At 70.7% G+C, this 25913-nt stretch carries 21 protein-coding genes; 9 read left to right on the top strand and 12 right to left on the bottom strand.

Features of this window, described 5'->3' with window-relative positions; all coding sequences use genetic code 11:
- Nucleotides 1–147 precede the first annotated feature (147 nt).
- Nucleotides 148–717 carry a carboxypeptidase-like regulatory domain-containing protein gene (locus HUA75_RS26070; RefSeq protein WP_174487878.1) on the bottom strand — a complete coding sequence of 190 codons (570 nt, stop codon included), beginning with the start codon at nt 715–717 and terminating at the stop codon, nt 148–150.
- 447 nt (nt 718–1164) lie between these two features.
- On the opposite strand from HUA75_RS26070, the gene HUA75_RS26065 reads away from it, so the two are divergent.
- Complete coding sequence (locus HUA75_RS26065) at nt 1165–1893, top strand: double-CXXCG motif protein (RefSeq protein ID WP_174487877.1); 729 nt, start codon at nt 1165–1167, stop codon at nt 1891–1893.
- Between the two features lie 19 nt (nt 1894–1912).
- Here HUA75_RS26065 and HUA75_RS26060 read toward each other — a convergent pair whose 3' ends face one another.
- Nucleotides 1913–3301 (bottom strand): hypothetical protein, encoded by a 1389-nt coding sequence (locus HUA75_RS26060; RefSeq protein ID WP_174487876.1) that lies wholly within the window; start codon nt 3299–3301, stop codon nt 1913–1915.
- A 310-nt stretch (nt 3302–3611) separates the two neighbouring features.
- Here HUA75_RS26060 and HUA75_RS26055 point away from each other — a divergent pair, with 310 nt between their 5' ends.
- Nucleotides 3612–3953 carry a hypothetical protein gene (locus tag HUA75_RS26055; RefSeq protein ID WP_174487875.1) on the top strand — a complete coding sequence of 114 codons (342 nt, stop codon included), beginning with the start codon at nt 3612–3614 and terminating at the stop codon, nt 3951–3953.
- A gap of 156 nt (nt 3954–4109) precedes the next feature.
- Here the strand turns inward: HUA75_RS26055 and HUA75_RS26050 are convergent, their stop codons facing one another.
- Complete coding sequence (locus HUA75_RS26050; RefSeq protein ID WP_174454610.1) at nt 4110–4526, bottom strand: hypothetical protein; 417 nt, start codon at nt 4524–4526, stop codon at nt 4110–4112.
- A 207-nt stretch (nt 4527–4733) separates the two neighbouring features.
- Here HUA75_RS26050 and HUA75_RS26045 point away from each other — a divergent pair, with 207 nt between their 5' ends.
- From HUA75_RS26045 to HUA75_RS26025, 5 genes are all read left to right on the top strand, one after another.
- Complete coding sequence (locus HUA75_RS26045; protein WP_174487874.1) at nt 4734–7817, top strand: aminotransferase class I/II-fold pyridoxal phosphate-dependent enzyme; 3084 nt, start codon at nt 4734–4736, stop codon at nt 7815–7817.
- Between the two features lie 314 nt (nt 7818–8131).
- On the top strand, nt 8132–8935 hold the full coding sequence (locus HUA75_RS26040) for an ABC transporter ATP-binding protein (RefSeq protein WP_174454612.1): 804 nt from the start codon (nt 8132–8134) through the stop codon (nt 8933–8935).
- A 165-nt stretch (nt 8936–9100) separates the two neighbouring features.
- Nucleotides 9101–10099 carry a class I SAM-dependent methyltransferase gene (locus HUA75_RS26035; RefSeq protein WP_141647116.1) on the top strand — a complete coding sequence of 333 codons (999 nt, stop codon included), beginning with the start codon at nt 9101–9103 and terminating at the stop codon, nt 10097–10099.
- A gap of 68 nt (nt 10100–10167) precedes the next feature.
- Nucleotides 10168–10989 (top strand): hypothetical protein, encoded by an 822-nt coding sequence (locus HUA75_RS26030; protein WP_371746189.1) that lies wholly within the window; start codon nt 10168–10170, stop codon nt 10987–10989.
- 103 nt (nt 10990–11092) lie between these two features.
- The gene (locus HUA75_RS26025) at nt 11093–12469 is read left to right on the top strand and encodes a wax ester/triacylglycerol synthase family O-acyltransferase (RefSeq protein ID WP_174454613.1); all 1377 of its coding nucleotides are present in this window, start codon (nt 11093–11095) and stop codon (nt 12467–12469) included.
- Between the two features lie 9 nt (nt 12470–12478).
- On the opposite strand, the gene HUA75_RS26020 is transcribed toward HUA75_RS26025, so the two are convergent.
- Complete coding sequence (locus HUA75_RS26020; protein WP_174487873.1) at nt 12479–13888, bottom strand: sigma-54 dependent transcriptional regulator; 1410 nt, start codon at nt 13886–13888, stop codon at nt 12479–12481.
- Nucleotides 13885–15426, bottom strand: coding sequence for a nitrogen regulation protein NR(II) (locus HUA75_RS26015; protein ID WP_174459695.1), 1542 nt, complete (start codon nt 15424–15426; stop codon nt 13885–13887). The genes HUA75_RS26020 and HUA75_RS26015 overlap by 4 nt, the downstream gene beginning before the upstream one ends.
- Before the next feature lie 237 nt (nt 15427–15663).
- Between HUA75_RS26015 and HUA75_RS26010 the strand changes: the two genes are divergently transcribed.
- Nucleotides 15664–16065, top strand: coding sequence for a hypothetical protein (locus HUA75_RS26010; RefSeq protein ID WP_141647113.1), 402 nt, complete (start codon nt 15664–15666; stop codon nt 16063–16065).
- A 46-nt stretch (nt 16066–16111) separates the two neighbouring features.
- Here HUA75_RS26010 and HUA75_RS26005 read toward each other — a convergent pair whose 3' ends face one another.
- The 4 genes from HUA75_RS26005 to HUA75_RS25990 all read right to left on the bottom strand — a co-directional run bounded on the left by HUA75_RS26005 (nt 16112) and on the right by HUA75_RS25990 (nt 21912).
- Entirely contained in the window at nt 16112–19294 is a 3183-nt protein-coding gene (locus tag HUA75_RS26005; RefSeq protein ID WP_174487872.1) for a FrgA protein, read from the bottom strand.
- A gap of 51 nt (nt 19295–19345) precedes the next feature.
- Nucleotides 19346–20605, bottom strand: coding sequence for an RDD family protein (locus HUA75_RS26000; RefSeq protein WP_254627744.1), 1260 nt, complete (start codon nt 20603–20605; stop codon nt 19346–19348).
- Nucleotides 20606–20800: 195 nt separating this feature from the next.
- Nucleotides 20801–21067 (bottom strand): GlsB/YeaQ/YmgE family stress response membrane protein, encoded by a 267-nt coding sequence (locus tag HUA75_RS25995; RefSeq protein WP_141649274.1) that lies wholly within the window; start codon nt 21065–21067, stop codon nt 20801–20803.
- A gap of 110 nt (nt 21068–21177) precedes the next feature.
- The gene (locus HUA75_RS25990; RefSeq protein ID WP_141649275.1) at nt 21178–21912 is read right to left on the bottom strand and encodes a 16S rRNA (uracil(1498)-N(3))-methyltransferase; all 735 of its coding nucleotides are present in this window, start codon (nt 21910–21912) and stop codon (nt 21178–21180) included.
- 248 nt (nt 21913–22160) lie between these two features.
- On the opposite strand from HUA75_RS25990, the gene HUA75_RS25985 reads away from it, so the two are divergent.
- A complete protein-coding gene (locus tag HUA75_RS25985; protein ID WP_141649276.1) occupies nt 22161–23495 on the top strand; it encodes an adenylate/guanylate cyclase domain-containing protein in 1335 nt (444 codons plus the stop codon).
- Between the two features lie 191 nt (nt 23496–23686).
- On the opposite strand, the gene HUA75_RS25980 is transcribed toward HUA75_RS25985, so the two are convergent.
- The 3 genes from HUA75_RS25980 to HUA75_RS25970 form a co-directional block, all read right to left on the bottom strand.
- Nucleotides 23687–24202 (bottom strand): Mpo1-like protein, encoded by a 516-nt coding sequence (locus HUA75_RS25980; RefSeq protein WP_141649277.1) that lies wholly within the window; start codon nt 24200–24202, stop codon nt 23687–23689.
- A 23-nt stretch (nt 24203–24225) separates the two neighbouring features.
- Nucleotides 24226–24714 carry a DUF962 domain-containing protein gene (locus HUA75_RS25975; RefSeq protein ID WP_141649278.1) on the bottom strand — a complete coding sequence of 163 codons (489 nt, stop codon included), beginning with the start codon at nt 24712–24714 and terminating at the stop codon, nt 24226–24228.
- Between the two features lie 136 nt (nt 24715–24850).
- Complete coding sequence (locus HUA75_RS25970; RefSeq protein ID WP_174487871.1) at nt 24851–25909, bottom strand: AraC family transcriptional regulator; 1059 nt, start codon at nt 25907–25909, stop codon at nt 24851–24853.
- Between the last annotated feature and the right edge of the window lie 4 nt (nt 25910–25913).

Raw genomic sequence — 25913 nt, 5'->3', positions numbered from 1 at the left:
CGCGCAGCTCCGCGTTGTCCGGGTGTTCGTAGAGGCGCTTGAAGTCCGCGAAGCCATGGCGCCGCGCGATGAGCAGGAGGCACTCGCCCTGCGTGACGACGTGGGTGGTGGGCATCTCCCCCTCCTCGAGTCTTGTCGACTGGTAGTTCATCTCCAACTGCTTCCGTCCAGGTCGGGGAAGGAGACCTGGCTCTCCCCCGGATTCACGCCGTCCACGCGGGCGTAGCCGTTCTTGTTGAGGGTGCCCTCTCGAGTGGTGCCGTCCGGCAGCGTCACCCTGTAGTGCGCGTTGGGGACGGGCTTGCCCCCTTCGTCCGTCAACTCGATGACCAGCCATGTCGGCTCCTCGATGGACGCCTCCGCGGGCTTCTGGATGAACGTATCCGGCCAGGGCGGGGGCACGAGCACGGGGCGCTCCACCTCCAGCGCCACCAGCTCGCCGCGGGTGAAGGCGTCGGCGAGCCGCTGCTTGAGGCGCCGCTCGTACTGGCCGCGCTCCAGTCGGGACTGCCCCAGTGGCGGGCCGCCGCCGAGCGCCTCGTCCATGGCATGCAGCGTGCGCGCCGTGGGCGTCGTCAGCCAGTGGTCGAGAGCGGACGTGACGAAGACGTCCGGCACCCGGTTCCGTTGTGCCTCGCGGCTGGCGGATAGGACGACGACCCAGTCCGAGCCTCGGGCCGGCAACGTCCACCGGCGTTCCCTACTTGGTTGCGACATGACAGCGACCCCCCATCCGCCGGAATGTACTTGCTGGGACTGACCTGAGGCATCCCTCACTTGATACCGAAGGCTTCGCGGAAAACGGGCTGCTCGCGAATCAGTGGTCGCAACGGGGCCTCAGGCATCATGGCAGGCTGGCCGCAGGGACCACGCCCCGCGTCGCCAGTGAAAGCGACAAGACCCTCTCGGCATGCAGGTCGTCCACGACGAGTCCGTCGAGGAAGGCATGCACCTTCTTTTCATTGATGGGGGGAGTTCTCACCCGGTACGTGGTGTCGAGGGTGCCCTGCTTTTCGCTCGAACCGGCCGACCTGCGGCGTCCTCGCCAGCTTGCCAAATGAGGGGATGCCTCAGATCGTGCCCTACTACGGGCATCCCATTGCGCCACCGGGGCCCCAGCTTTTCACGGACCCCTGAGCCGTGACCCGAGGTCGGCGAGAGCGAATGAAGTACTTCCGAGTCGAGCAGGACCTGTCGTCGCGCTACTCAGGCGAGCTGAACGCCACGCATCGGTGGGGACTCCCGGGCGTGGAGCCCTGCCCGTTGTGCGGCCTGAGCGGCGCAACGCTGGGTCTCGAATATCCGTGCGTCGACCTGTCGAGTCTTCCACCTGCGGAGCAGGAGCGGTTGTCTGACCCGTCTCCTGTCCCCTTGGATGAACTCGAGCGGTTGCGTGAGCTGGTGCGCCCGCTGGCTCCCGTGAATGCGGTGCTCGATGCCGGAACGGAGCTGGGCCCGTTGACGGGAACTGGCTCGGGAAGCTTCGGCCCGTTCTTCCTGCCCGCGAGCTGGTCCCTGTGCATTCGAAAGGACGCGCTGGTTTGGCTCCGCGAGGCGGGCGCTCGGGGGCTCCAGGGGAGCGAGGTCTCGGTGCGCTTCAGGACGAAGAGCCCACCGATGCTGCTGAACCTGCAACTGGATGTGCAGGGCCGGTTTCATCCCGACGCTTTGACCTGGACGCGAAAGCCGCCGTGTCCTCGATGCGGCATCAGTGACGCGGAGGGGCCCCTTCCAGCGCCCATCGTTCTCGACGCGGCGACGCTTCCAGTGGACGTGGACCTGTTCCGGCTGGCGGATGCCCCGGGCATCATCATCGCCACGGAGCAACTGGTGGATGCGGCAACACGGTTGTCGCTGGACGGCGCCGTGTTCCGGGGCGTGGAGGCGCGTTAGCCGCCGTCCCTGCCGCGCATTACTTCGACTCCGGCAGCGTCCAGTCGAAGACGAAGCGGTGGGCGCCTCCGGGCGCGCTGTCCATCCAGCCCGTGATTCGCTCACTGCGCGCCAGCAGCGGGCCCAGCTCCGAGCTGACAGCGAAGAGCGCGGCGAGCTGCTCGTCCGACAGCACGTCCGACAGCGACACCTGGGAGAGTCCCCGCGCGAGCAGCTTCGGGTCCAACGTGAACTCCGCCGCGCGCTCCTGCTTCGCCGTCGTCTCCGGCAGCGCCGCCATCGTCGCCTGCATCACCGTCTCGTCGTTGCCCACCACCAGGTGCTTGCCCTTCTGTCGCACGAGCACGCTGCCGCCCTTCACCGTGAGCGCCCAGCCGTCCTCCAGCGCCTTCGCTCCGGGCAACGTGCCCAGCGGCGCCAGCGCGCTCTTCACCGCCGCCGCGTCCTTCACCTCCGCCGCCAACGCCTGCTTCACGGCGAAGAAGCGCGCCTCCCGCGTCCGCAGCGAGCCACGCACCTGCACGTTGCTCATGTTCACCAACATGTTCCCCGTGAGCTGCTTCGCCACGGCGTCCGCCGAGGACTGCACCTGCTCCTTGGGACACGTCGGGCAGAGGGCCTGGATGCTCGCGCGCAGCGAGCCCACGGCCTGAGACACTCCCGCCGGCGCCACCGCCACGCGCGAGAACAGCAACCCCTCCGGCTTCATCGCCCCATAGGGACTGTTGCTCTTGGCCTGGAACGGCGGCAGCGGCAGCTTCATCGCCGTGCCATCCACCTTCAGCCCGCTCGCCGTGCCGTCCAACCCCACCACCGTCCCGCCCGTGGCGAGGAACGCGACCCCAGCGACCTTGCTCAGTCGCGCATCCGGCGCGGGCGCCTTGCCCACCAGCTTCACGGACTCCTTCATCAACACGGCGCCACCTTCATCCGTGGCCCCGAAGGCGCAGACCTCCTGCCCCTTGAGCGCGTAGCCCATCGCCCCGCCCGCGGCGCGCGTCGTGCTCACCGTCGTCACACCCTTCGACGTGACGGGCTTCGCCTCCGCGCCTCCCGCCTCCGTCATGGCCTCCGCCGCCTTCTGCTGGAACACCTTCGCGTCCGACACCCGCATGCAGGACACGCGGCCGTCCTCGCGCAGCGACACCGTGGCCGGCCCCGTCGCATCCAGGCCCACCGCCGTGAGCGTCTCCGGACGCGTGGGGTCGATGGTGAGGAAGGGGTGCAGCTCCGCGCGCCACGCCGAGGGACGCAGCAGCGCGGCGTGCGTGCCCGCGCGCTCCAGGAAGGCGGAGAGCCCCGTCAACGCATCCAGCTTGGGAACGTGGACGACCGTCTGGGCCGACGCGGCGGAGCGAGGAGCAGGAGCAGCCGCCAGCGTGGCGGCGAGGACGAGCGAGGAGAACATGTCCCCCGTGAGAACAGCGCTCCTCCACCCCTGTCAAGACACTCGCGCGCTCACGCGGGCCGGAACAGGGCGGGCCCCCGGCCTAACGGCCAGTGGTGGACGATGGCCCCCTTGGTGACAGGGCGCTTCCGGCGTGCCTGCTCGCCTGGCTTGATGTCGCGGCGGGCCCCGCTAACGTGGGCTCATGTCCCTTCGTTGGCGCATGAGAGTCGTCGGCTGGCTGAGCATCATCGTGGCTCAAGGGTGCGCTCATTCGACTCCGACCGAGGCGTCGTCCTCCGCGAGTCCCAGGGCCTCCACGACTTCCCTCGTGCCCGCTTCAGTGCGCATCGAGAGTCTGGGCCTGGGGCTCAGTGAGTCCACGAAAGGACGCCGCGAGGACCAGAACTGCGCCGACTTCGTGCTCACGGAACCGCAGGTCCGCGCTTTCTTCGCGCAGTCGCGCGAAGTCACCTGGCGGGAGATTCACGACTCGGAGGACCTGGGCTTCGCGCCCTGTCTCGTCACCGGGCGGCTCGTCTTCGAGGACGGGCAGCAGGTTCGCTTCGCAATCAACCCGTTCCTGGTCGCGACCCTGAGCTACTCGGATGACAGCACTCGCTTGCTGGCCTGCGAGGGCGCCTGTTCCCAGAGCGTGCTCGGTCCTCCGTGAGTCAGGCTGGAAGTCGCTCGGGTCGCTCGTCCACTGGAGCCTCTTCGTAAAGCGCCGGTGGAGCAGAGGCGCGAAAGCCAGTCCGCCCCGCTGCTCCACCGGTCCCCCCTCCCGTCCTCTTCGTCGAGCGAAGACGGGAATGCCTCGTGTGCTGCGCTACAGCCGGCCGATGTTGGCCCACTCCGTCATCCGCTCCGCCAGGTCCTCGGCGTTGCGGCGCAGGTGCGCCAGCTGGAGCATCTGGTCATCCGACTCCGCCAGCGTCATGCGCCGCATCAGCAGATCCGCGAAACGCACCACCTGCGCGATGCTGATGCAGTCGGCGTCCTCCGCCGCCCCGGCGAAGCGCGCGACCTCCGCGTCCACCTCCAACTGTTCGTCCAGCAGCGCCTTCACCAGCGCCGAGCGCGACACCGGCGTCTCGAACTCCTCCGGATTGCGAAGCTGACGCCGCCAGGGCTGCGACTCCCAGCGGACACGCACGGGGTCTCGGAGGACCCGGTTTCGTATCGGCTGAGCGCTCATCATCCCCTGCATGCCGGGCCTGGCCGGCGACCAGAAGCTGAGTTCCATCAGTGCCCCCTCTCCACTACGGGGTCTGTCCACAAGCGTGACCGAGTTCATCGTCTCCAGCCGTCCCTTCCCGTTCCAACCCACCCACCGCATCCCTATTACGGCCGAGGGCTCAAAACTTGATTGGAGCCACGGCGCCAAAGGGTTGCGTGCGCACGCCACGGGTGCGTTGACACAGGGCGGTGAGCCCGGGACAGTCCGCGCGCCATGCCGACCTATCCCTCCTCCCCCCGAGAGGCCTTCCACCTGTTGCGCGCCCTGTCGGAGGACCTGGGGCACCCGGAGCGGCGCGCCCGGGCCCGGGTGGAGCTGCGCGAGCTGGCGGAGCTGTCGCGCGAGCAGCCCGAGTCGGCCCCCCTGCGGCTGGTGACGGTGACGGTGGTGGCGGGCGCGTCCCAGGAGCGCCTGGAACTCTTCCTGCTCCCCTCCATCTTCGCGCCCGAGTCCTGGGCCTATACCTTCATGGAGGGGCTGCTCAGCGTTCCCTTGGACGAGTACGCCGGCAAGCGGCTGGTGGAGGTGGGCGCGGGCTCGGGGTGGATCTGCATCGCGCTGGCGAAGTTCACCCGGCTGGCGCACATCCACGGCGCGGACCTCAACCCGCACTCGCCCGTCGTGGCGCGCTGCAATGCGTGGCTCAACGGCGACGAGTCGCTCGTGTCCCGCCTCTCCTTCGCGGAGAGCGACCTGCTGCGCGGCGTGCCCGCGGAGCCCGCGTGGGACTTCGTGGTGGGCTGCATCCCCCAGGTGCTGCGCACGGAGGAGCTGCCCGGCGAGCTGTCTCAGGCGGATGAGCAGGCGCTGTATGACCTCTCCAACTACTGCACGTTGCAGAACGTGTACGAGGACCACTTCGGCCTGGGGCTCATCGCCCGGCTGCTCGACGAGGCCCCGGAGCGACTGGCGCCCACGGGCAAGCTGCTGCTCAACCTGGCGGGCCGTCCGGGTCGCCCCATCATCGAGCGCATGTTCACCCGGCGCGGCTTCACCACGCGGGTGCGGGTGGCTCGGCGGGTGCGGCAGGCGGCGGACACGGACATCCGTCCGCTGGTGGCGCTGGAGCAGCGCACGGGGCGCGAGTTCGAGTTCTTCATGGAGGCTCGCAGTCCGGAGCCGCTGCGCGCGGCCACGGCGCTGGGCTGGCTCCAGTCCGGGAACGCGGTGTGGCACGAGGTGGCCGTCTGGGAGGCGCACCTGTCGCGCCCGCGCGAGACGCTGGCCCTGCGTCAGTCCCTGCGCGAGCTGGGCATCCCCACGCTCCAGGAAGAACTGGACCTGGGCGCCGCGTCGCCCGAGCAGCTCGGCTTCGTCTCCGCGCTGTCGGAGCGGTTGGCGAAGGGTCCGCTGCTCCCCTACGCGCACGAGGCCGGAGACGTGTCGTTCCGAGGCCAGGTGGTGCGTTACCTGGAGCGCTACTTCGGCCTGAGGCTCGCGGAGGAGGAGCTGTTCGTCGCGCCCGAGCGGGAGCAGGCGGTGTACTCGCTGCTGCTCGCCACGTGTGATGTGGGCGACGAGGTGCTGGTGTCGCGCAACCTCCATCCGCTCTACGCGCGGGCGTTGGAGAAGGCGGGCGTGCGCGCCACGGTGACGCACACGACGCTGGAGGAGATTCGCCGGCTGTTGTCCGCGTTCGACGTGAAGATGGTGCTGCTCACGGTGGAGAAGGGCGAGCGCACCAACCTCTCCGTGCTGCGCGACATCATCGCGGAGGCGGCGCGGCGGGGCATCTGGGTGGTGCTGGACGAGAGCGCCTTCTTCAACATCACCGGTGAGGTGGAGCCGCTCACGCTGTTCGAGTTCCTGGCGCGCGAGCCGTATTCGCCCAACCTCGTCGTGCTCTACGGCCTGGTGAAGAACGCGGTGTGGCCGGACCTGGAGCTGACGCTGCTGCTCCCCGTGCCGGAGCCGCTGCGCGGAGACCTGGAGGTGGCGGCGGAGGTGACGTACTCGCGCATCAGCACGCTGGCGCAGTGGTTCTATGAGCGCACGTTCGCGGACCTGCTGTCGTTCCGCATCTCCTTCGCGGAGCCGGAGCCGCCCGGTCCGCGCCGCGCGCCGGTGGCTCCGTTGCCTCGCTCCTCGCGCGTCCATGCGCTGGCGGGCTTCCCCGCCTTCGCGCCCAAGGTGTTCCGCGAGGACGACGCGGAGTTGGTGCGGTTGGACTACGGAGAGAATGAAGGCCCGCTGCCGCAGCCGCTGGTGGAGGGGCTCATCGCCGCCGCCGCCGCGCCGCGCGAGACGGGCGCGCAGACGGGATTGTCCGAGGCGGTGGCGGCCTTCCTCCTGGAGACGCGCGCCGCGCGGTATTCGCCCGAGGAGCTGGTCATGGCGCCGGGCGTCTGGCCGCTCATCCATCACCTGGGTGTGGCCCTGCGCAAGCGTCTGGGGCGAGCTCCCCGCGTCTTCGTGGTGACGCCCTGCTACGGCGTGCTGCCGCCGACGTTCGTCTCGGCGGGGTGCGAGGTGGAACAAGGGACGCTGGCGGAGTTGCTGGCGCGACGAGGCCAGGGCGCGAGTGGTCCGGACGCCGTGGTCATCTCCCAGCCGTCCAACCCCACGGGCGTCTACGTGGCGCGCGAGGAGTTGGTGGCGCTGGCCAACTACGTGGTGGAGCAGCGGTGCCTGCTCGTGTCCGATGAAATCTTCGGACTGGTCAACCTCACCAGCCCCACGGCGGAGACGGTGCACAGCCCGGTGACGCTGGAGGGCGCGGTTCCTGGCGTGGGCGCGCGCACCGTGGTGCTGGGTGGGTTGTCCAAGGAGTTCGCCGCCGGTGGGCTGCGCGTGGGGTGGCTGGCCACGCGAGACAGGGCGCTGGCCGCGGCGATGAGGGAAGGGGGGCCGGGGGTGTTGCACCTCGTCACGGCTCGCGCGGCTGCGTACCTGTACGCGGCCTATGCACGCAGCCCGGATGGACAGCTCCTCTATGGAGCGCGGCACCGCTCGCTGCGGACCTTCCTGACGAAGATGCGGCGCGAGCTGGCGGAGAAGCGCGAGCTGTTGGTGCAAGCGCTGCCCGCGGACGGGCGCTCGGACACGGGAGACACGGGGGGGCTCTTCCTCGCGCCTCGCATGACGTCCTGGCTGGGACGCGAGGTGGACGGCGAGAAGCTCACGCCGGAGAACCTGCCGCGCATCGTGTACGAGCACACGCATGTGGTGCTCAACGGCGGGCCCTGGTGCTCGGACCCCGAGCGTGTGCGCGCCGTGTTCTCCATTCCCCGGGAGAAGCTGGTGAAGGCGTGCGAGCGACTGAAGGCGTTCGGCACGAAGCTCCTCGCCGGCGTCTGAGACGTTCCGCTTCCCCCTGTGTCGAGCGGGGAGTGTGCGTCCTTGCCTGAGTGCGTTCGGCGCGAAGCTCCTCGCCGACAACTGAGTCATCTGGTCCCGCTGAGCCGAGCGGGGAGTGCGCGTCCTCGCCTGAGGGCGTTCAGCACGAAGCTCCGCGCCAACGTCTGAGTCCTTCCGCTTCCCGTTGTGTCGAGCGGAGAGCGTCCTTCCCAGACTGGAAGGTGGCTCGCGGCGAGGGGCGTGGGCGGCGACACTGCCCGCTCCTGACGCCGCGCCCGGTCCTCCCGGCTGTCGGCGGCACGGGGGGCGAGACAATGAGCGAGCCTGCGCCGCGCGCGGTCATCGAGCTGGTGGACGTGCACAAGTCCTTCGGCCCGCAGCAGGTGCTGCGCGGAGTCGACCTGGTGGTGCGCGAAGGCACGACCTGCGTGCTGATGGGCGTGTCCGGCTCCGGCAAGTCCGTGCTGATGAAGCACGTCGACGGCTTGCTGTCGCCAGACCGGGGCACCGTGCGCGTGGACGGCGAGAACCTCGCGGACCTGGACACGCAAGGCATGGCGCGCGTGCGCCGGAAGCTGGGCATCCTGTTTCAAGGAGGCGCCCTCTTCGACTCGCTCAATGTCGAGGACAACGTGGCCTTCCCCCTGCGGGAGCTCACCCGACTCCCCGAGCGCGAGGTGCGCGCGCGGGTAGGCCGCGTGCTGGCATTGGTGGGACTTGAGGACGCCGCGACGCAGCTGCCCGCGGAGCTGTCCGGCGGCATGCTCAAGCGCGCCGCCTTCGCCCGCGCCATCGTCATGGAGCCGCGCATCCTCCTCTACGACGACCCCACCGCGGGGCTGGACCCGCTGAAGACGCAGTCCGTGGCGGAGGTCATCCTCACCGGCAAACACCAACTGCACGCCACGTCCCTCGTCATCTCCCCGGACGTGGCCACCGCGTTCCAGGTGGGCGACAGCCTGGCCCTGCTGCACGAGGGCCGCATCGTCGAACACACGACACCCGAGGCCTTCCGGGACTCGCGCCACCCCGCCGTTCGCGCCTTCCTTCACGACTGGCTCGCGCGCCGCTCCCGACATGCGGGCCCCTCCAGCGCGGACGCGCCCATCCCTGGCTGACGCGCTCTGTTCGCTGCTGAACCCGAATGCCTGTTCAAGCGGGGACAGAGACCCAGCCCCTTCGCTGGATGGGCCGGAGCATGGGTTGTCCCGCATGGTTGGTAATCCCGGTTCCGGGGGGCTGCCTGGAGCACGGTGGATACGACTCACATCTCGGGGGGTGTCATGCCCAATCTGCTCGACCTGCCTCGGCAGGCGTTGATGGACCTTCGTTCTCGCTTGAGCCACCTGCCACTGATGTCCCAGCTGCCGCTGCGCAACGTGGTGCCGGACAGCCTGTCGCTGTCGAGTCCCACGCCGCAGGACTCGGCGCTGGCGGACCCGGCACGGGTGTTGGCCTGGCAGAAGGCGTGTGAGCGTTATGTGAAGCCCGGCCAGGTGGTGATGGACGTGTGCTCGGGGACGGGGCTGCGCACCTTCCTGGCGGCGAGCCGACATCCCCGGCGGCTGTACGCGGTGGATGGCTCGCGACTGCTGGACACCGCGCAGTGGGTGGCGAGGCGCAACGGGCTGGAGCACATCGACTTCGTGCGCTCGCACCCGTGGAACTTCCAGGCCCCGGAGAAGGTGGACGTGCTGCTGCACGACCTCCTGGGCGAGGCCCTCTTCGACGCGGGCCTGGTGCCGAGGATGTTGGACCTGCGCTCCCGGCTGCTGCGGCCTGGCGGGCGCATCCTGCCCAACCGCTTCGAGGTCTTCATCGAGCCAGTGCAGCTTCGCGACGAGGCGTGCCTGCCCTTCATCTGGAGCCAGCGCTTCCCCAGCGTGGACTACAGCTGCCTGCAGACGCTGCGCGAGGCGATGAACCCGTCGTACTTCACGCGCGTTGTCCGCTCGTACGAAGTGGACCACCTGCTGTGTGACCCGGAGCCCGCGTTCGCCTTCGACCTGGAGACGATGGCGGCGGATGGGCTGCCGCACCGCGTGCGCTTCGAGCGCCCGGTGATGGAGGAGGGGCGCGTGGATGGCTTCTGCCTCTTCTACAAGGTGGCCTTCGACGCGGAGCTGTCCTTCACGGTGTCGCCACTGCGCGGTCAGAACCCCGCGGGCATGACGCTGCTGCGCGTGGACCCCCGTGAGTTCGCTCGCTACGAAACACTCGCCTTCGAGCTGGAGCTGGTGGACCCCGGGGATGTGCGCACCTGGCGCTGGCACTTCTGCTGAGGCCCCAGGCAGGCATTGCTCTCGGGTGGACAGCCCACCCGACGCGAGGGCTTCGCCCCGAAGGGGCCGTGCCTAGTTTGCTCCACGGCATGCGCTCCTTTCGTGGGTTCTTCTTCCTGGCGAGTCTGTTGGGCTTCTCCTTCTCCGCGCTGGCACAGGGGGCTTCCGAGCGTCCTCGCACCGTGGCGGGTGTCTGTGGCAGCGCCAACTGGGTGTGCGTGGCCGAGTGCATCGAGCCCGAATGCGTGGACCGGTGTCTGCGCGAGGGCTGTGAGCAGGCGTTGGACCGACTCAAGTCCTGCACCTTGAAGGCGGGGTGTGCGGAAGACGACACCCAGTGCGCGGCGCGCACGTGCGGCCCCACGTGTCAGCGTGCCTTCGAGCCCGCGCCTCCGAGTCCGGAGAAGGAGCTGAAGGACCCCTGCCAGGGCCAGACGGGCTCGACGAAAACCGTGCCCGGCAAGCTGGTGGGAGAGTGGCGGCTGACCGCGGCCAGCCTGCCCGAAATCACGGACGGAGGCTTCACGCGCATCGAGCCCCAGCCCCGCGCCGACTATGCGCGCACGCTGCGAATCACGCCCGAGGGGTGCTTCGTGCTGCGCACCGCGCTGAAGGACGCGACGCTGGGACAGGGCAACGCGCTGGTCGTTCGCGCCTGGGGCATGGTGGAGGTCCTGGGTGAGCACCACGTGAAGCTCCTGGCCCGGGACGGCCAGGCCGTGGGGCCGGTCTGCGGCGCCAAACGGGTCATCCCCCTGGCACGCTCGAAGGTGAAGTTCCGGGGCGGCTCGTACCGGTGGGACTTCGAGCAGGGCGCGCTCACGCTGACGCTGGATGATGCGACGAAGCAGACCTTCCAGTTCGAGCGCGAAGAGGGCGTGGCGCCGTAGCGCTCCTGAAAGTCCACCCACCACGCGAGGTCAACCTGCGCCATCATGGCGTGTCCCGGAGTCCTGGGACGCGGTCTGAGCGCACTGGGAGGCACGCGAGGCGATGGCGACACAGGAGCGGATGGCGAGCGTGGATGCGCTGTGGTTCCACATGGAGGAGCCCGCCAATCTGATGATGATTACGGCGGTCCTCTTCTTCGAGGGGCGGGTGGACTTCGAGCGCCTGCGTACGGAGACCCGCACGCGACTGGTGGACCGCTATCCGCGCTTCCGACAGCGCGTGGTGCTGGGACGGTTGGGCCTTCCTCAGTGGGAAGATGCGCCGGACTTCGACCTCGACGCGCACCTGCTGCGCCTGCCTGTCCCCGCGCCCGGAGACCGCGCCGCGCAAGAGGCGCTGGTGAGCGAGTGGATGAGCACTCCGTTGGAGCGCTCGCGGCCCCTGTGGCAGTTCCACGTGCTCGAGGGCGCGCAGGGCGGAGACATCCTGCTGGCGCGGCTGCACCACTGCATCTCCGACGGCATCGCCCTGGCGCGCCTGTTGTTGTCGCTCACGGATGGCGACGCGACGAACACCGAGCCTCCGCGCGAGCACACGCGGGCTTCGTCGGGCGGGCTTGCGCGGTGGGTGCGCGGCGCGCGCGCGGCGGCGGGGACGGCGCGGACGGTGTTGCGTAAGGGCGCGGAGCTGGCGGCCGAGCCCATCCTGGCCGGAGACCTGCTGCGACAGGGGGCGCTCAGCGCGGCGGCGCTCGGCAAGCTGATGGTGATTACTCCGGACCCGCGCACGCCGCTGCGAGGGCCGCTGGGGACGCAGAAGCGCGCGGCGTGGTCCTCGCCCATTCCGTTGGAGCGCGTGAAGGTCGTGGGCCGTGCGCTGGGCGGCACGGTGAATGACGTGCTGCTGGCGGTGCTGACGGGCGCGCTCAGGCGCTACCTGGAGGCTCGCAACGTTCCTCCCGAGGACCTGCATGCGCTGGTGCCCGTGAACCTGCGGCCGATGGATGAGCCGGTGCCTCGCGAGCTGGGCAATCGCTTCGGTCTGGTGTTCCTGCGCCTGCCCGTACACATCGAGGACCCGCGTCGTCGGCTGCACGAGCTGTCACGTCGCATGGGCCTGGTGAAGAAGTCACCGGAGGCGGTGGTGACCTTCGGCGCGCTGGGGTTGTTGGGGTACACGCCGGCCCCGGTGGAGCGGGCGGTGGTGGATGCCTTCGGCACGAAGGCCTCGCTGGTGGCGACGAATGTGCCCGGCCCCCGACAGCCGGTGTCCCTGGCGGGCGTGACGCTGCGAGAGCTGACGTTCTGGGTGCCGCAGGCGGGGCACCTCGGATTGGGTGTGAGTCTCTTCAGCTACGCGGGCCAGGTGACGGTGGGCGTGGCCGCGGATGTCCTCCGCGTCCCCGACCCGCATGTGCTCATCCAGAACTTCCACGAGGAGCTGGATTCGCTGAGCGAGGCCGCCGCCCAGCAGGCGTGAGCCGGTGGGCTACACCAGCCCGTGCTCCTCCAGCTTGTTGTAGAGCGTCCGGCGGCTGATGCCGAGCAGCCGCGCCGCCAGCGTGCGGTTGTCTCCCGCGCGCTTCAGCGCATCCACCATGGCCTGCCGCTCCGTGTCCTTGCGCTGGGACTCCAGCGTGCGTCCAGACTCGGCGCCCGCGGGCTGCGCGCTCGAAGTCGTAGGCACGGCCGTGGTGCCCTGGGAAGGCGTGAGGACGGGGGCGGAGAGGCCGGGCTGGCGAGCCAGCTCGCGCGAGACGTCTTCACCCGTCAGCGTCTGTCCATCCGAGAGCACCACCAGTCGCTCCAGGAAGTTCTGGAGCTGGCGCACGTTGCCCGGCCAGGGCTGGGCCTGAATCACCGCGAGCCCGTCGGCGGTGAGCGTGAAGGGCGGCTTCCCGTTCGTCCGCGCATGGACGTCCAGGAAGTGTCGCGCCAGGGGTTCGATGTCCTCGGGTCGCTCGCGCAGGGCGGGCAGCCAGAGCGGCACCACGTTGAGTCGGTAGAAGAGGTCCTCGCGGAAGCGCCCCGCCTTCACCAGGTCCTCGAGCGGCTGGTGCGTGGCGGCCACGAAGCGAACGTCCACCTTCACCGTCTGCGTGCCGCCCAGTCGCTCCAGCTCGCGCTCCTGGATGACTCGCAGCAGCTTCACCTGCACGGCGGGCGAGATGTCTCCCACTTCGTCCAGGAACAGCGTGCCCCCATGGGCCAGCTCCACGCGGCCCGGCTTGCGCGTGGCCGCCCCGGTGAAGGCACCCTTCTCGTAGCCGAACAGCTCGCTCTCCAGCAGCGTGTCCGGCAGCGCCGCACAGTGCAGCTTCACGAAGGGGCCCGCATGTCGCGGACTGCCGTCATGCACCGCCTTCGCCGCCAGCTCCTTGCCCGTGCCCGACTCGCCCCGCAGCAGCACGGTGGCCATGCCCGTGGCTGCCTTCGCCAGCAAGGCCTGGGCCTCCGCCATCTTCTGGCTGCCACCGACGAAGGCGCTGGGAGTCCGCAGCGGCTCGTGCGCCGCCTCGCCCTGCGCTCGCAGCAGCGCCTTGCGGATGGTGAAGAGAATCTCTTCCCGGTCGAAGGGCTTGAGCACGAAGTCCGCCGCGCCCGCCTTCATCGCCTCCACCGCCAGCGGCACGGTGCCGTGCGCGGTGAGCAGGATGACGGGGACGTCGGGCCAGCCCTTCGCCACCTCGTTCAAGAGCTGCATCCCGTCCATGCCCGGCATGCGCACGTCGCTCACCACCACGTCCACGGGCTTGCGCTCCAGCATGGAGAGCGCTTCCTTCCCGTCGCGCGCCGCGTGCGTCGTCAGCCCCGCCTGGGACAGCAGCGCTCCCAGCACCTTGGCCACCGCCGGGTCGTCGTCCACCAGCAGCACGGTCCCCTTCAACGCCTCGCTCACGCGGCTTCTCCTTCAGTCCCACTCCCGGCCTGCCGGACTTCCATCGGCAGGCTCAGGCGCACCACCGTACCGTGCCCCTCGCGGCTTGTCAGACTCACCGTGCCGCCATGTGCCTCCACCACCCGCCGCACGAAGGCCAGGCCAAGCCCGCTGCCCGCGGCCTTGGTGGTGAAGAAGTCGTCGAAGGCGCGCTCGCGGGTGCGCACGTCCATGCCTTCGCCCGTGTCCTCCACCTCCACCGCCACGCCGGGGCCGTCCCGCAGGGTGCGCACCGTGAGGGTTCCACCTCCGGGCATGGCCTCGACGCCATTGCGCACCAGGTTCTCCACGGCGTTGGCCAGCAGGTCGGCGTCTCCCGAGCAGGGCGGCAGGCCCGCCTCCAACTCGCGGACGATGGAGACCTGCCCCGGACTCGCGAAGGCCTGGAGCGACAGGACGCCCTCCACCAGTCGCCCCAGGTCCACGGGGTGGGGGAGGGGCTCCACGCGTGCCAGCCGCTGGTAGGTGTCCACCACGCGGCCCAGCCGCTCCACCTGCTCCAGCATCAGGTCCAGGAACTCACCGTGGCTGGCCCACGACTGGCCCCGCGCGTGCTCTTCCTTGAGGTACTGCGCGGCGCCCTTCAGCGCGGCGATGGGGTTCTTCAAGTCGTGCGCCATCTGCGCGGAGAAGCGGCCCAGCGTGGCCAGGCGCTCCATGCGCTCGGCGCGCGTGACGAACGCGGTGACACCTCGGCGCGTGGCGGCCAGCAGCGCGAAGGTGATGGCCGTGGTGAACACGACGAGGGCGCCGACCTGCGCGGCGAAGAGGCGGAAGACGGTGAGGTACGCCAGCACGCCCACGCCCGCGAGGGCCGCCGCATGCAGGGCCATGCGCGGAGCGCCTTCTCCCTGGTCTCGACCGAAGAGTCCGAAGCGCAGCGACGCCGTGGCCATCACCGGCAGGCCCAGGAGCGTGCCCAGGCTGCCCAGGCGAGGCACCTGCCGCAGGCCCAGCTCCACCGCGAGCTCCGTCAGCAGCAGGGCCACCACCAGCGTCAGGCCGAGCACCATCAGCCCCGCGCGGGCCCGCTCGTCGGAGTGACGTGCTTCGCGCAGATGGAATCCGAGCAGCGCGAAGCCGGCACTGAGGGGCGGTGCCACCAGCACGGTGACGAAGATGCCGAAGCGCAACGTCAACAGCCGCGCCGCCAGCGAGGGCGCCCCCAGCGACGCGAGCATCGTCATCGCCAGGGCGCCGAAGATGGCGTAGGTGCCGAACATGGCCCAGGCCGAGCGGCGACGTCGTCCCACGAAGGCGAGGGCGAAGTGCAGGGTGCACGGCACCGTCATCAGCGCGGCGGCGAAGCCCACCAGCCTCCATCCCGGCTCGCCCGAACGCTCGAGCGCGAAGCCGGTGAAGTTCCAGGTGGAGAGCGCGATGGACAGCAGGGACAGGGGCAGCGCCAACGGGCTGCGCCCCACGCGCGCGAGCGCCAGACCCGCGAGCGCGAGTTGCCCGGCGCAGGCGATGATGCTGATCCACATCCCGCTCGTCATGACGCTCTGTCTCGTGCCCGTGTCACGGACGTCAGCATAGTCCGGGATGGCGGTCGGCTCGGAGCGGGCAGGCGTCCTGGCTCCGAGTCGACTCCGTGTTCGTCACGGGTGCGGGGCCACCCGAGCACGTCCTGGCTCCTGGTCGCGGAGCCCGCGCCCACACGTCATGCCCGAGACGTCGAGCACGTCCTGCGGCAGGGCTTCCCACTCGATGCCCGTGTTGATGAGGAGAAAGTCATGGTGAATGACGAGAACCCCCTTCGTACCGCGTCCGCTCTCGCCCAGGCAGGCAGGACGGCCGAGGCCATCGCGTGCCTGGAATCCGCGCTGGCTCGGACTCGGCCGGATAAGGAAAGGCCCGCCAATGCATCCATCCTGGCTCGAACAGCGGGCCTTCTCTGCGAGGAAGTCGGCGGGCTTTCGCAGGCAGCGCTCTACTACGAAGAAGCAGTTGCTACCGCGGAAGGAGAGCCACTCCTGCTGCTCGCCCTGGCGGACGTCCGCTGGCGGTCAGGTGAAGCGGACAGCGCGCGTTCGTGCCTGGCAAGAGCCGAGTCCATGGCTCAGTCCGCCTCTGATGCCGATGCCTTGAAAATGGCCGCCAACCTCCGCGCGCGGTGGGCGACCGAGGACCGCTGAGCAGCTCTCGCTCCGCCGGTCTCCCCGCCTGTTTGGTCAGGCCCGCTCAGAGCATTCCGAGCCGGCGCGCGTTGGCTGGGTCCACCGCCGAGGCTTCCCATCGCCGCACGGCCACCTCGCGCTCCGCCTCGGGGGCGTCCGCGTAGTAGCCGAGCGTGTCGTTGAGCGCGCGGCTCAGCTCCTCGATGGCGGCAAGGCGCACGTCGAGTTCACGGTGGCGCAGCGCGGTGATGAGCCAGTCCGCGCGGCGGCGACTGCGGTTCTCCAGCCACCAGGTCGCCCACTGCTTCGGGCTGAGGCCCAGCGGCATGCGCGTCACTTCACGCAGCGCCTCCGCCGCGGCCTGGGCGCACATCTCGTCGTCGCTGCTCGTGAGCTGGATGAGGCCCTCGACGGCCTCGCGGTCATGCAGGCTGCCCAGCGCCCTCGCGGCCAGCGCACGACGCATCATGTCCCGGCTCGTGAGCTCCTGGCGCAGCTCACGCAGCGCCGCGTCCAGGCGGGGCAACTGCTTGAGCGCGGCGGCGGCCACGCGCGCGGCGCTGGAGATATCCGGCTCCAGGTCGAACAGCCCGCGCAGCACGCCATCCACCAGCTCCACGTAGGGCAGGTTGCCCGCCGTGAGCAGCGCGAAGTAGCGCGTGTCCGCGTCCTGTGAATCCAGCAGCGGCGACAGGGCCTGCGCCGCCGGACGCCCCAGGCGCGACAGCGCGGCGGGAATCGGTCCCAGCTCGTCCGCCTCGGGCAGCTCGACGACGGGCAGCCGGCTCCAGGCGGTGGGGCCGGGGAAGTGCTGGGCGAGCACTCGGGCGCTGGCCTCGGGCGAGCGCGCCAGCTCCACCATCGCGTTGGAGCGCTGCGCGGCGTCCGGGCCGGTGAGTCGGCGCAGCAGCGGCGCGAAGTCCGGAGGCGGGCGCTCCTCTTGCGACTGCGCGCGCGGCGGCAACGCGGCGGCGCGGCCCATGGTGCCGGAGGTGCCTCGGCCGAAGAAGGGGCCCCAGCCCAGTCCCGCCACCACCGCGGGCGCGGGAACAGGAGCTGCGGCGACCGGCACGTCCACGTCGATGGAGATGTCCTCTTCCGGCGCGCGCGGCTCCGCGGTGACGCGCTGCTTGCGGAACAGGATGAGCTCCTGGAAGGCCGAGGACAGGTCCTGGCAGAACAGGATGTAGTCCGACAGCCGGCGCTGGCTCATCGGCTTCTGGCCGCAATCCCCGTAGAGGATGGCCACCAGCCGACCCTTCACCTCCACCGGGTACAGGAACACGGTGCGCGGCGTCTGCCGACCGAACAGCTCCAGGTAGTGTCGGGTGAGCGCGTCCGGAGGCAACGGGCCCGCGTAGCTTCCCCGCGTCACTGCCACGGTGCGGAAGACGCTGCTCGCGTCGAGCGGCACGGACACCTGGGCGAGCCCTTCACCCGTCATGCCCTCGCCACGACCGTCCCAGCCCACCGCCGCGCCACGCAGCACGGCGAAGGCCGCCACATAGTCGAACGTGCGCCGGCCGAAGCGCAGCGCCACGTCCATCAGCCGGTCGCGGTCCTTGGTGGACTCCTTCAGCGCCGCGCGCGCCTGGGCCAGCGTCCAGTCCGGAACGTCCTGGCTGGCGGGCGAGGCGGGCGGCCGTGCTTCCGGCTCGGCCTGACGAGGACGCGCCTGCGCCGGAGCGGACGGCTTGCCCGGGTTGGGGAAGACGATGAACGCGGGCTCATTCGAGCGCGGCGGCTGGAGCGGAACGGGGGCGTCCGGACGCGTTCCCGACAGCGGAGAGCCGAAGCGGAGCGTGGGCGGCGGAAGCGCGTCCGCCGCGGACTGCTGCGCGGGAGGGCCCGGAGGCCAGACCTGGGGCGCCGTACCGGGCTGCGCGGGCGGCGCCGGGGGCCACACCTGCGGGGCTCCCGTCTGCGCTCCAGCGGGATTCGTCGCCGGCCGGGTAGCGGGCTGCGTGCCCGTGGGCGGCGCCGTCGCGGGACGGGTCGAGGGCTGCGAGGTGTCAGCGGGGCGCGTCGCGAACTGCGCGACGTCAGCGGGACGAGAGGCGGGCTGCGCGCCATCGGCGAGACGCGAACCAGGCTGCGCGCCGTCGGCGGGACGAGAGGCGGGCTTCGCGCTGTCAGCGGGACGAGAGGCGGGCTGTGCGCTGTCAGCGGGACGAGAGGCGGGCTGTGCGCTGTCAGCGGGACGAGAGGCGGGCTGCGCGCCGTCAGCGGGACGAGACGCGGACCGCGCGCTGTCAGCGGGACGCGCGGGCGGAGGCGCCGCGACGGACGGGGCCGCTGGTGTCGTGGTGGAGGCGACACGCGTCGAGGGCGTGGCCTCCGTGGTTCGGGTCGGCGGCGCGACAGGAGCGCCTCGCGGCCCCGGTGCTCCGGCGGGCGGCGTCGCGGTGAGGACAGGGGGCTGGGCCGGTGCACCGACGGATGGCCGGGTCGGTGCGCCCATGGGGGGCGTCGCGGTGAGGACGGGGGGCTGGGCCGGACGCGTGTCGGGCCTCGACGGCGTCGCCGTGGCGGGGTGCTCGGCCGCGGGCATGTTCAGGCGCAGGGGCGCCCGGACGAACGCGGGAGGCGGTGCGGCCGCCGTGTCGGGCGGAGGAGGCGGCGGAGGCCGCTGGGACGCGGGCGGCGCCTTCGGCGTGGGCCTCGCCTCGGTGGTCAGGGGCTCTCTCGCCACCGAGCGGGCCAGCCGCTCCACCATCTCCACCGTGAGGGACTCATCCGGCGGAGGAGGCGGCGGGGGCGTGACGGGAAGCTGCTTCTCGGGGTCCAGCGCGGCGACGAGCTGGACGAAGCGCGGCGCCAGGGGCTGGCGGTAGATGGTGGAAATCCACTCGCGGATTCGCACCTCGGCGGCCACCCACAGCTCGAGCGGCCTGCCCAACAGGAAGCCGACCTCGTCGAGCTCCTTCTTCGGCACCGGATACGCGCAGGCGACGTGCAGCGTCTGCCCATCCAGGGAGAGCGGCACCACGCTGAGCCGCTCGGCGATTTTCGGCGGGATGAAGGAGGCGACCTCGGCGTTCGGCTCGAAGTCGACCAGGTTCACCGGTCTGAAGCCGGCGACGTCCCCGAGCAGCGCGAGCACATCCGTCTCGCTCACCAGGCCCTGCTCCAGCAACACCGTGTCCAGGTGCCCGCCCTGAGCCTGCTGTATTCGCAACAACTCTCCCGCCTTCTCCTGGGAAAGGAGCGTGCGGGAGACGAGAAGCTGGGCGAGGCGGGCGGGCATGTAGGCGCGGCATCTTACGGCCGCGGCCGCAAGGCACAATGAAGCGGTGAATCAGCTGGGTTGAACGACGAAAGTGGACGTCAGCTTGTCATGGAGCGTCTGTCCGCGGCGATCAAAGAGCGCCATCCAGAATCCGCCCAGGAACAGGACGAAGGAGACGCTGGCGAGCAGCGCCCGCACGATGGCCCGACCCGGAGCGGGCGCCAGTCCATGCGTGTCCACCAGGCGGAGGCCCAGGAGCAGCCGGCCCAGCGTGCGTCCATTCCAGAGAAAGGCCGCCACCGCGCAGTACACGAGCGCCAGGATCAGCACCAGGAAAAAGCCCGGCAGCAACACCGTGTGCAGCGCGCGCAGCCACGCGACGAAGCCGTCCAGGCCCGTCAGCCCGGCCACGGGCGCCTTCGTCCCCGTCACCGACGAGGCGAGGGTGATGTAGAGCGCCGCCACGCCAGCGATGGCCGCCGTGTCGATGGTGAACGAGAGCAGCCGGCGCCACAGCGACGCGGGACGGGCATGCACTTCCGCGACACCCGGCTGAGAAGGAGTCCGGACCGACGGGGGACGCGGCTTCTCCGCGCGAGGCGCGCTCTCCGCCATCACCGGAAGCCCTGGCAGGGTATCCACGGACTCCAGAGGAGGAAGGCTGACGGGAGCCACGGCCGGGGACTCCATCCGGGGAAGGCCCGGGGCGGCAGCCGCCGACTCCATCCGAGGCAGACCCGGGGCGGGGGCCGCCGACTCCATCCGAGGCAGGCCCGGCGCGGGAGCCGGAGCCGCCGTCCGAGGCAGGCCGGGGGCCGGAGAGGCCACGCCAGGCAGGGGGTGCGCCGCCAGTGCGCGCGCCGCCGGCGGCGTGCCGTACGCGGGCGTCAGGGGGGACAGGGAGGGCTGCGCCGGAGGAGGCGGGGGCGGCACGTCCGCGGCGAACGCGCCACCGCCCTGTGCCCACGCGGGCTGGGCGGCGGGCGGAGGAGGTGCGGCGCGAGGCGCGGCGACAGCCGGGTGGGCGGGCGCGGGCCGGGCGGCGGGCGTCATGCCCGGAGGCGTGGGGCGCTTGACGCCTGGCTGCTGCTGAGGCGCGGCGGCACGGGGCGCGGCGGGAGGCGGGAGCGGGCCGGCGAGGGGCGCCACGGACGGCGGCGGCGAGGGCGGGACGAAATCGGCGTCCCGGATGGTGGGCGCCTCGTCGCGCTCGGCGGCTCGGCGGTCGAGGCGGAGGTCACGGTCCAGCAGGCTCGGCACCGCGGGCACCGCGGGCGGACGAGCTTTGGCGGTGGCGCAGGCTGGGCACTCTCCGACGGGCGGCAGCATGGCACCGCACTTCATGCACTTGGACAACGGACTCCTCCGGGCTGACTACGGCGGGTGCCATGAAAAGACGTCCGCACGCGAGGAGCAAGAAAAGTGGCGAGCCCCCGAGGTCCCTTGGTCGAGGAACCGTCAGGGGCTCGTCAACGCAGGCGCCCACCTGTCCCCTGGGGAACGGCAAGTGTGGAGCGCCTCACGCTAGGCGTGGACGCGGCGCCGTCCCACTGCCCCGACAATCAGGAGCACGACGATGGCACCTAGCACCGACATGATGATGCCTGAAGGGCGCAAATCGAAGAGGCGGCCATCCCGCGTGAAGAGGGACCCAATCAAACCGCCGAGCAGCGAGCCCACCATGCCCAGCAGCGTCGTCGCCAGCAGGCCCATGCTCTGCTTGCCGGGGAGGATGGCGCGAGCGATGAGGCCCGCGATGAGGCCGATGATGATGAATGCGATGATCCCCATGAACCCTTCTCCTGTTTGTGGGGACCCGAGAGGTCCCAGACGGCACAAACGTAGGAACCGGCAACCGAAGGTGGGAACCCGTGTGGAACGGGCGCTCGACTGGCCCCCTGCTAACCAAGCTCACCGTCGAGGTGCATCATCACCGCCAGGGCGGCCAGGGCGGCCGTCTCCGTGCGGAGGATGCGCGAGCCCAGCGTGACGGGCCGGGCGCCGAGCGCCTTCAGCGCCTCCACTTCCTCGCGCGCCAGTCCGCCCTCGGGGCCCACCACCAGCGCCACCGGCGTGCCCGCGCCCGCCGCGCGGAAGGCCTCGCCCAGTGGCACCGCGGACTCCTCCTCGTCCAGCACCAGCACCACCGTGCCCGGGGCCAGCGTTTTCGCGGCCTCGGTGAGCGTGCGAGGGACGTCCACGGTGGGCACGTCGTCGCGGCGACACTGCCTGGCGGCTTCCTCCACGATTTTCGTCCACCGCGCGGTGCGCTCCTGGGCCCGACGGGGCTCCAGCTTCACCACGCTGCGCACGGTGTCCACGGGAAGAAACGCGGCGGCGCCCAGCTCCGTGCCCTTTTGCAGCACCCACTCCAGCTTGTCGCCCTTGGGGAGCCCCTGGAGCACGCTCACGGCGCGGCGCGCGGGGGCCTGCCGCATGGTGCCCAGCCGCACGCGCACGGCTTCCGCGTCCACGCCCGTCACCTGTCCGTCGAAGGAGCGCCCCTTGCCGTCGAAGACCTCCAGCGCATCGCCCACGCCCAGCCGCAGGACATGAACGACGTAGTGGCGGCGGTCACCCGTCAGCGCCACTTCGGCGGGCGCGGGTTCCGGAATGGGGGCGAAGAGGCGGACCACGGGGTGTTCTCCAGCGGGGCGAGGTGAGTGTCTCGAGGCCCCGCGTCAAGGCGGCGACTTCAACAGCAAGCCGCCGTCCGACGCCAGGGCTCGCTGGGCTTTCCAACTTGAGGCACCATGGGTGAGCCGCGCTTTCGCGGCGAGTCCTCGGGCCCGTCGGGTGTGGGGGAGGACGCACCGACGTGACGACGGGTGGACCGGGAGCGCGAGCCCCTGGCCTTGAAGCGGAAGGAAAGGGACTCGCATTCATGGGCCGAAGCGACGAGGTCCTCGTGCCAGGCAGGGACACCGCGGTGGCCCGCTTCGCGTTGAGCCGCGCCAACGAGGAGTTGGTGCTGGCGGAGAGCTCGCTCCGGGGCGAGCGGCGGGTGGCCTGGGTGCGGCTCGCGCTGATGGCGTTGCTGTCGCTGAGCCAGGGCGGCATCGCCCACGTCACCGGGGAGCCGCTTCCGCCGCACGACTTCCAGCGCGTGCTGGCCATCGTGTTGTACGGGCTGTTCTCCGTCGTCGCGCTGCTCGTGCTGCGCCGACAGCGTCCGCACCTGCGTCATGCGCGGTGGCTGCCGGTTCCCACCACGGTGGCGGACACCAGCTTCTTCGCCTTCATGGGATGGCATGCGTGGGCGCGCACGGGCCAGTTCGACGCCGGGATGCTGGGCGCGAGCATGGGCATGGTGCTGGTCTTCTCCGTGGCGCGCTTCTCGTGGCTGCACGTGCTGCTGTCCACGACGCTGTCGTCGGTGGGCTATGCGCTCGTCGCGGGCATGTCCGGACACGGCACGTCGTCCAGCACCAGCTTCGTCGTCTTCTGCTACGTGACGCTGGGGCTGCTCATCGCGATGACGAACGCGGAGGTGGGGAGCATGTTCCTCCGGCTGCGGCGCCGTGATGGGCTCTCGCGCTTCCTGCCGAAGCAGGTGGTGGAGCGGGTGATGCAGTCGGGGGACACGTCGCTCCAGCCCGTGCAGCGCGAGGTCACCATCCTCTTCAGTGACATCCGCGACTTCACGATGTTGAGCGAGACGCTCCCTCCGAGGGAGGTGCTGGAGTTGCTCGACGAGTACTTCGGTCAGATGACCCACATCGTGATGACGCGAGGGGGCATCGTGAACAAGTTCCTGGGGGACGGGATGCTCGCGTGCTGGGGCGTGCCGGACTCGAGCGAGGACCACGCGGAGCGGGCCATGCGCGCGGCGCTGGACATGCGCGAGAAGCTGGGCGAGCTCAACGCGCGTCGGGTGCTGCAGGGCCTGTCACCGCTGCGCATCGGGATTGGGCTGCACACAGGGGTGGTGGCGGCGGGCATGCTCGGGGGCGCGGAGCAGCACGAGTACACCGTCATTGGTGACGCGGTGAACCTGGCTTCACGGGTGGAAGGGCTCACCAAGGTGCACGGCGTGGATATCCTGGTGAGCGAGAGCACCTGGCTGCGAGGCGGAGGAGACTTCACCGGCAGGCGGCTGGGCGAGACTCACGTGAAGGGGCGGCGCGAGGCGGTGGTGGTGCACGCGCTGCACGGCCACGTATCGGGTGCGCCCGTCGAGGCGCCGCCGCCGCCCGCGCGCATCGCCAGCGGCTCATAGTCGACGACGAAGCGGCGCCGGTCGCCTGTGTTCACGTAGTACGAGGCCGGCGACACGCCGCTCCGCCGTTGGGGACTTCACGTCGTGCGACGTGGTGCCGAGGCTGGCGAATACGCCGCTCCGTCGTTGGGTGCTTCACGTCGTGCGACGCGGTGCCGAGGCCGGCGAGGTGCCGCCCCGGCGGTGGTGCTTCACGCCGTGAGCGTTGCTGGCTGAGGTCCGCCCGCCGTGACGCGGGCGTGCAGTCCGCGCTTCAGCCCCATCCCAAAGAGGACAAGGGTGAGCAGGTAGACGGGCTCGATGAAGAAAAGCAGCGGGCCGCCCAGGGACAGGCCGTGGGTCTTCTTCTCGAGGACGATGTGCGCGCCGACGACGAGCGCGAAGCGCACCACCATGACGGAGACGGCGACGATGGCGACGGTGGGGCCCGGCAGGTGGCCCACGCCCAGCGCGGCGTTCAGCGTGGGAATGAGCGGCAGGCTCATAAGGATGCCCGCCGTCCACTCCAGCGAGACGGCGTAGAGCGCCACGGCGGCGACCAGCACATGCGCCGCCGACAGCTCCGTGCCTCCCACCGAGAACCGCACGAGGCCGAGCGGCACGAGCAGGGCGAAGATGAACATGTACGCGCCCAGGAAGTGAACCGCGCGGCTGACGCGGTTCTCGTGCAGGGGCATCCAGACGCGCAGCTTGTCGGCGAAGCTCATGGGGGGCGTGGGGACAGCGGTACTCAGGCGCGCGCCGGGGCGCCGGCCTGGGGTTGGGGCTTGATGACGTAGTCGCCGAAGAGGACCGCGACGAAGAACAGCGGACCCACCAGCGCGTGGACCAGGTTGGTGAGGAACGACGGGGACTTCTTCTCCCAGACGGCATGGCCCGCCAGTTGGATGAGCCAGCCGAACACGGCGATGGCCACCACGCTCCACGTGGGCATCAGCCGGCCGATGGGGAAACAGGCCGCCATGAACGCCACCACCACGAGGCCCAGCTTCACGTCCGCGCGCAGGTACCAGATGGCCGTCAGCGCCAGCGCCACCATGCCCAGCGTCAACACACCACCGGGCAGCACGGGAACGGCCACGAGCTTCACCCAGTCCAGCATCGCGATGATGTGCAGCACGATGACGGGGATGGCGACCTTGTGCGTCAGCCGGTTGATGGGGTGCTGATGCGACGAGTAGTAATCATCGAAGAGGGCGGCGACCTGGGGCTTGAGCATGACGTCCTCCGGACGGGGGCAGGGGCTTTTTGGGAAGTTAGGTGAAGTCGTGACGGGTGTCCTGGCGGCGCACGCCAATCTCCTGGCCGAAGACGCCACGGGTCGGCTGCCCCGCACCCCTCCCACCGCGCGGGACTCAGGGCCGCTCGGTGCTCTCGCGCCAGACGCGCGGCGTCATTCCCGTCCACCGCTTGAAGGCGCGGTCGAACGTGCTCAGCTCGGAGTAGCCCAGCAGGAAGGCGACCTGGCTCACTCCCAGGTTCGCGTCGCGCAGGTACTGGAAGGCCAGCTCTCGCCGCACCGCGTCGACCTCGTCCTGGAAGGACGTCCCGAGCTCCGTGAGTCGGCGCTGGAAGGTGCGGGGGCTGACGTGGAGTCCCTTGGCCACATCACGGACTTGGGGCGCCCCGTCCCGCAGCGAGGCGCGGATGACGTCGCGCACGGCCTGGACGAAGCCGGGCGCGTCCGGGGGAGCCGGGGGCGTGGGTGCGCTGACGCCACTGGCGGCGCGCTCCAGGACGGAGAGGAGGGCGGGGTCCGCGCCCACCACGCGCAGGTCGAGCGCGGCGGCGTCCAGCGAGAGGGCGTTGCGTCTTCCGCCGAACGTCGGGGTGACGCCGAAGTGCTCCACCAGCGGCGCGATGTCCGGAGGCGCGGGGTGGGCGAACGCGACGGCGCGAGGCTTCCACGGGCGCTCGGTGAGCTGGCGGCCGACGTGGGTGAAGAGGGCGAGGCCGTACTCACTGGCGTGACGGCCGTACGCGAGCGGGGCTCCGGCGATGCCGTAGGCGAAGGTGCCGCCGCCGTCCGCGTCGTCGGTGAACGACGCGAGCCACGCGGGCTCCAGCAGCGCCATGTACCGCGCGAGCGAGCGGAAGGTGTCGCGCACCGTGGGCGAGGCCCGGGCGATGTACTCGACGAGCCCGTAGTTGCCGCGCGGCACGCGCTGGGCGACGTGGAGTCCGAGGAAGGCGTCCTGGGAGAGGGCCTCCGCCGCGTCCAGGAAGGCGTGCAGGGTGGGGAGCGGGAGGCTGACTTCGGGAAGGGTGCCAGCGTCGAGCGGCAGGCCGAAGCGCTCCACCAGGGGCGTCGGGTCCAGGCCCGTGGCGCGCAGGTAGGCGAGCAGCGGGCCCACGAGTTGGGAGCGGACCTCGTCCGGGGGCTTGGGCGGCGGATGAACGGGTGGGGGCTCCACGCGG

Origin of the sequence: Myxococcus sp. CA040A (genome assembly GCF_013336725.1) — a bacterium.
Taxonomy (GTDB): Bacteria; Myxococcota; Myxococcia; order Myxococcales; family Myxococcaceae; genus Myxococcus; species Myxococcus llanfairpwllgwyngyllgogerychwyrndrobwllllantysiliogogogochensis.
The sequence above is the reverse complement of the archived record's forward strand: the minus strand, read 5'-3'. Positions and strand labels throughout refer to the sequence as shown.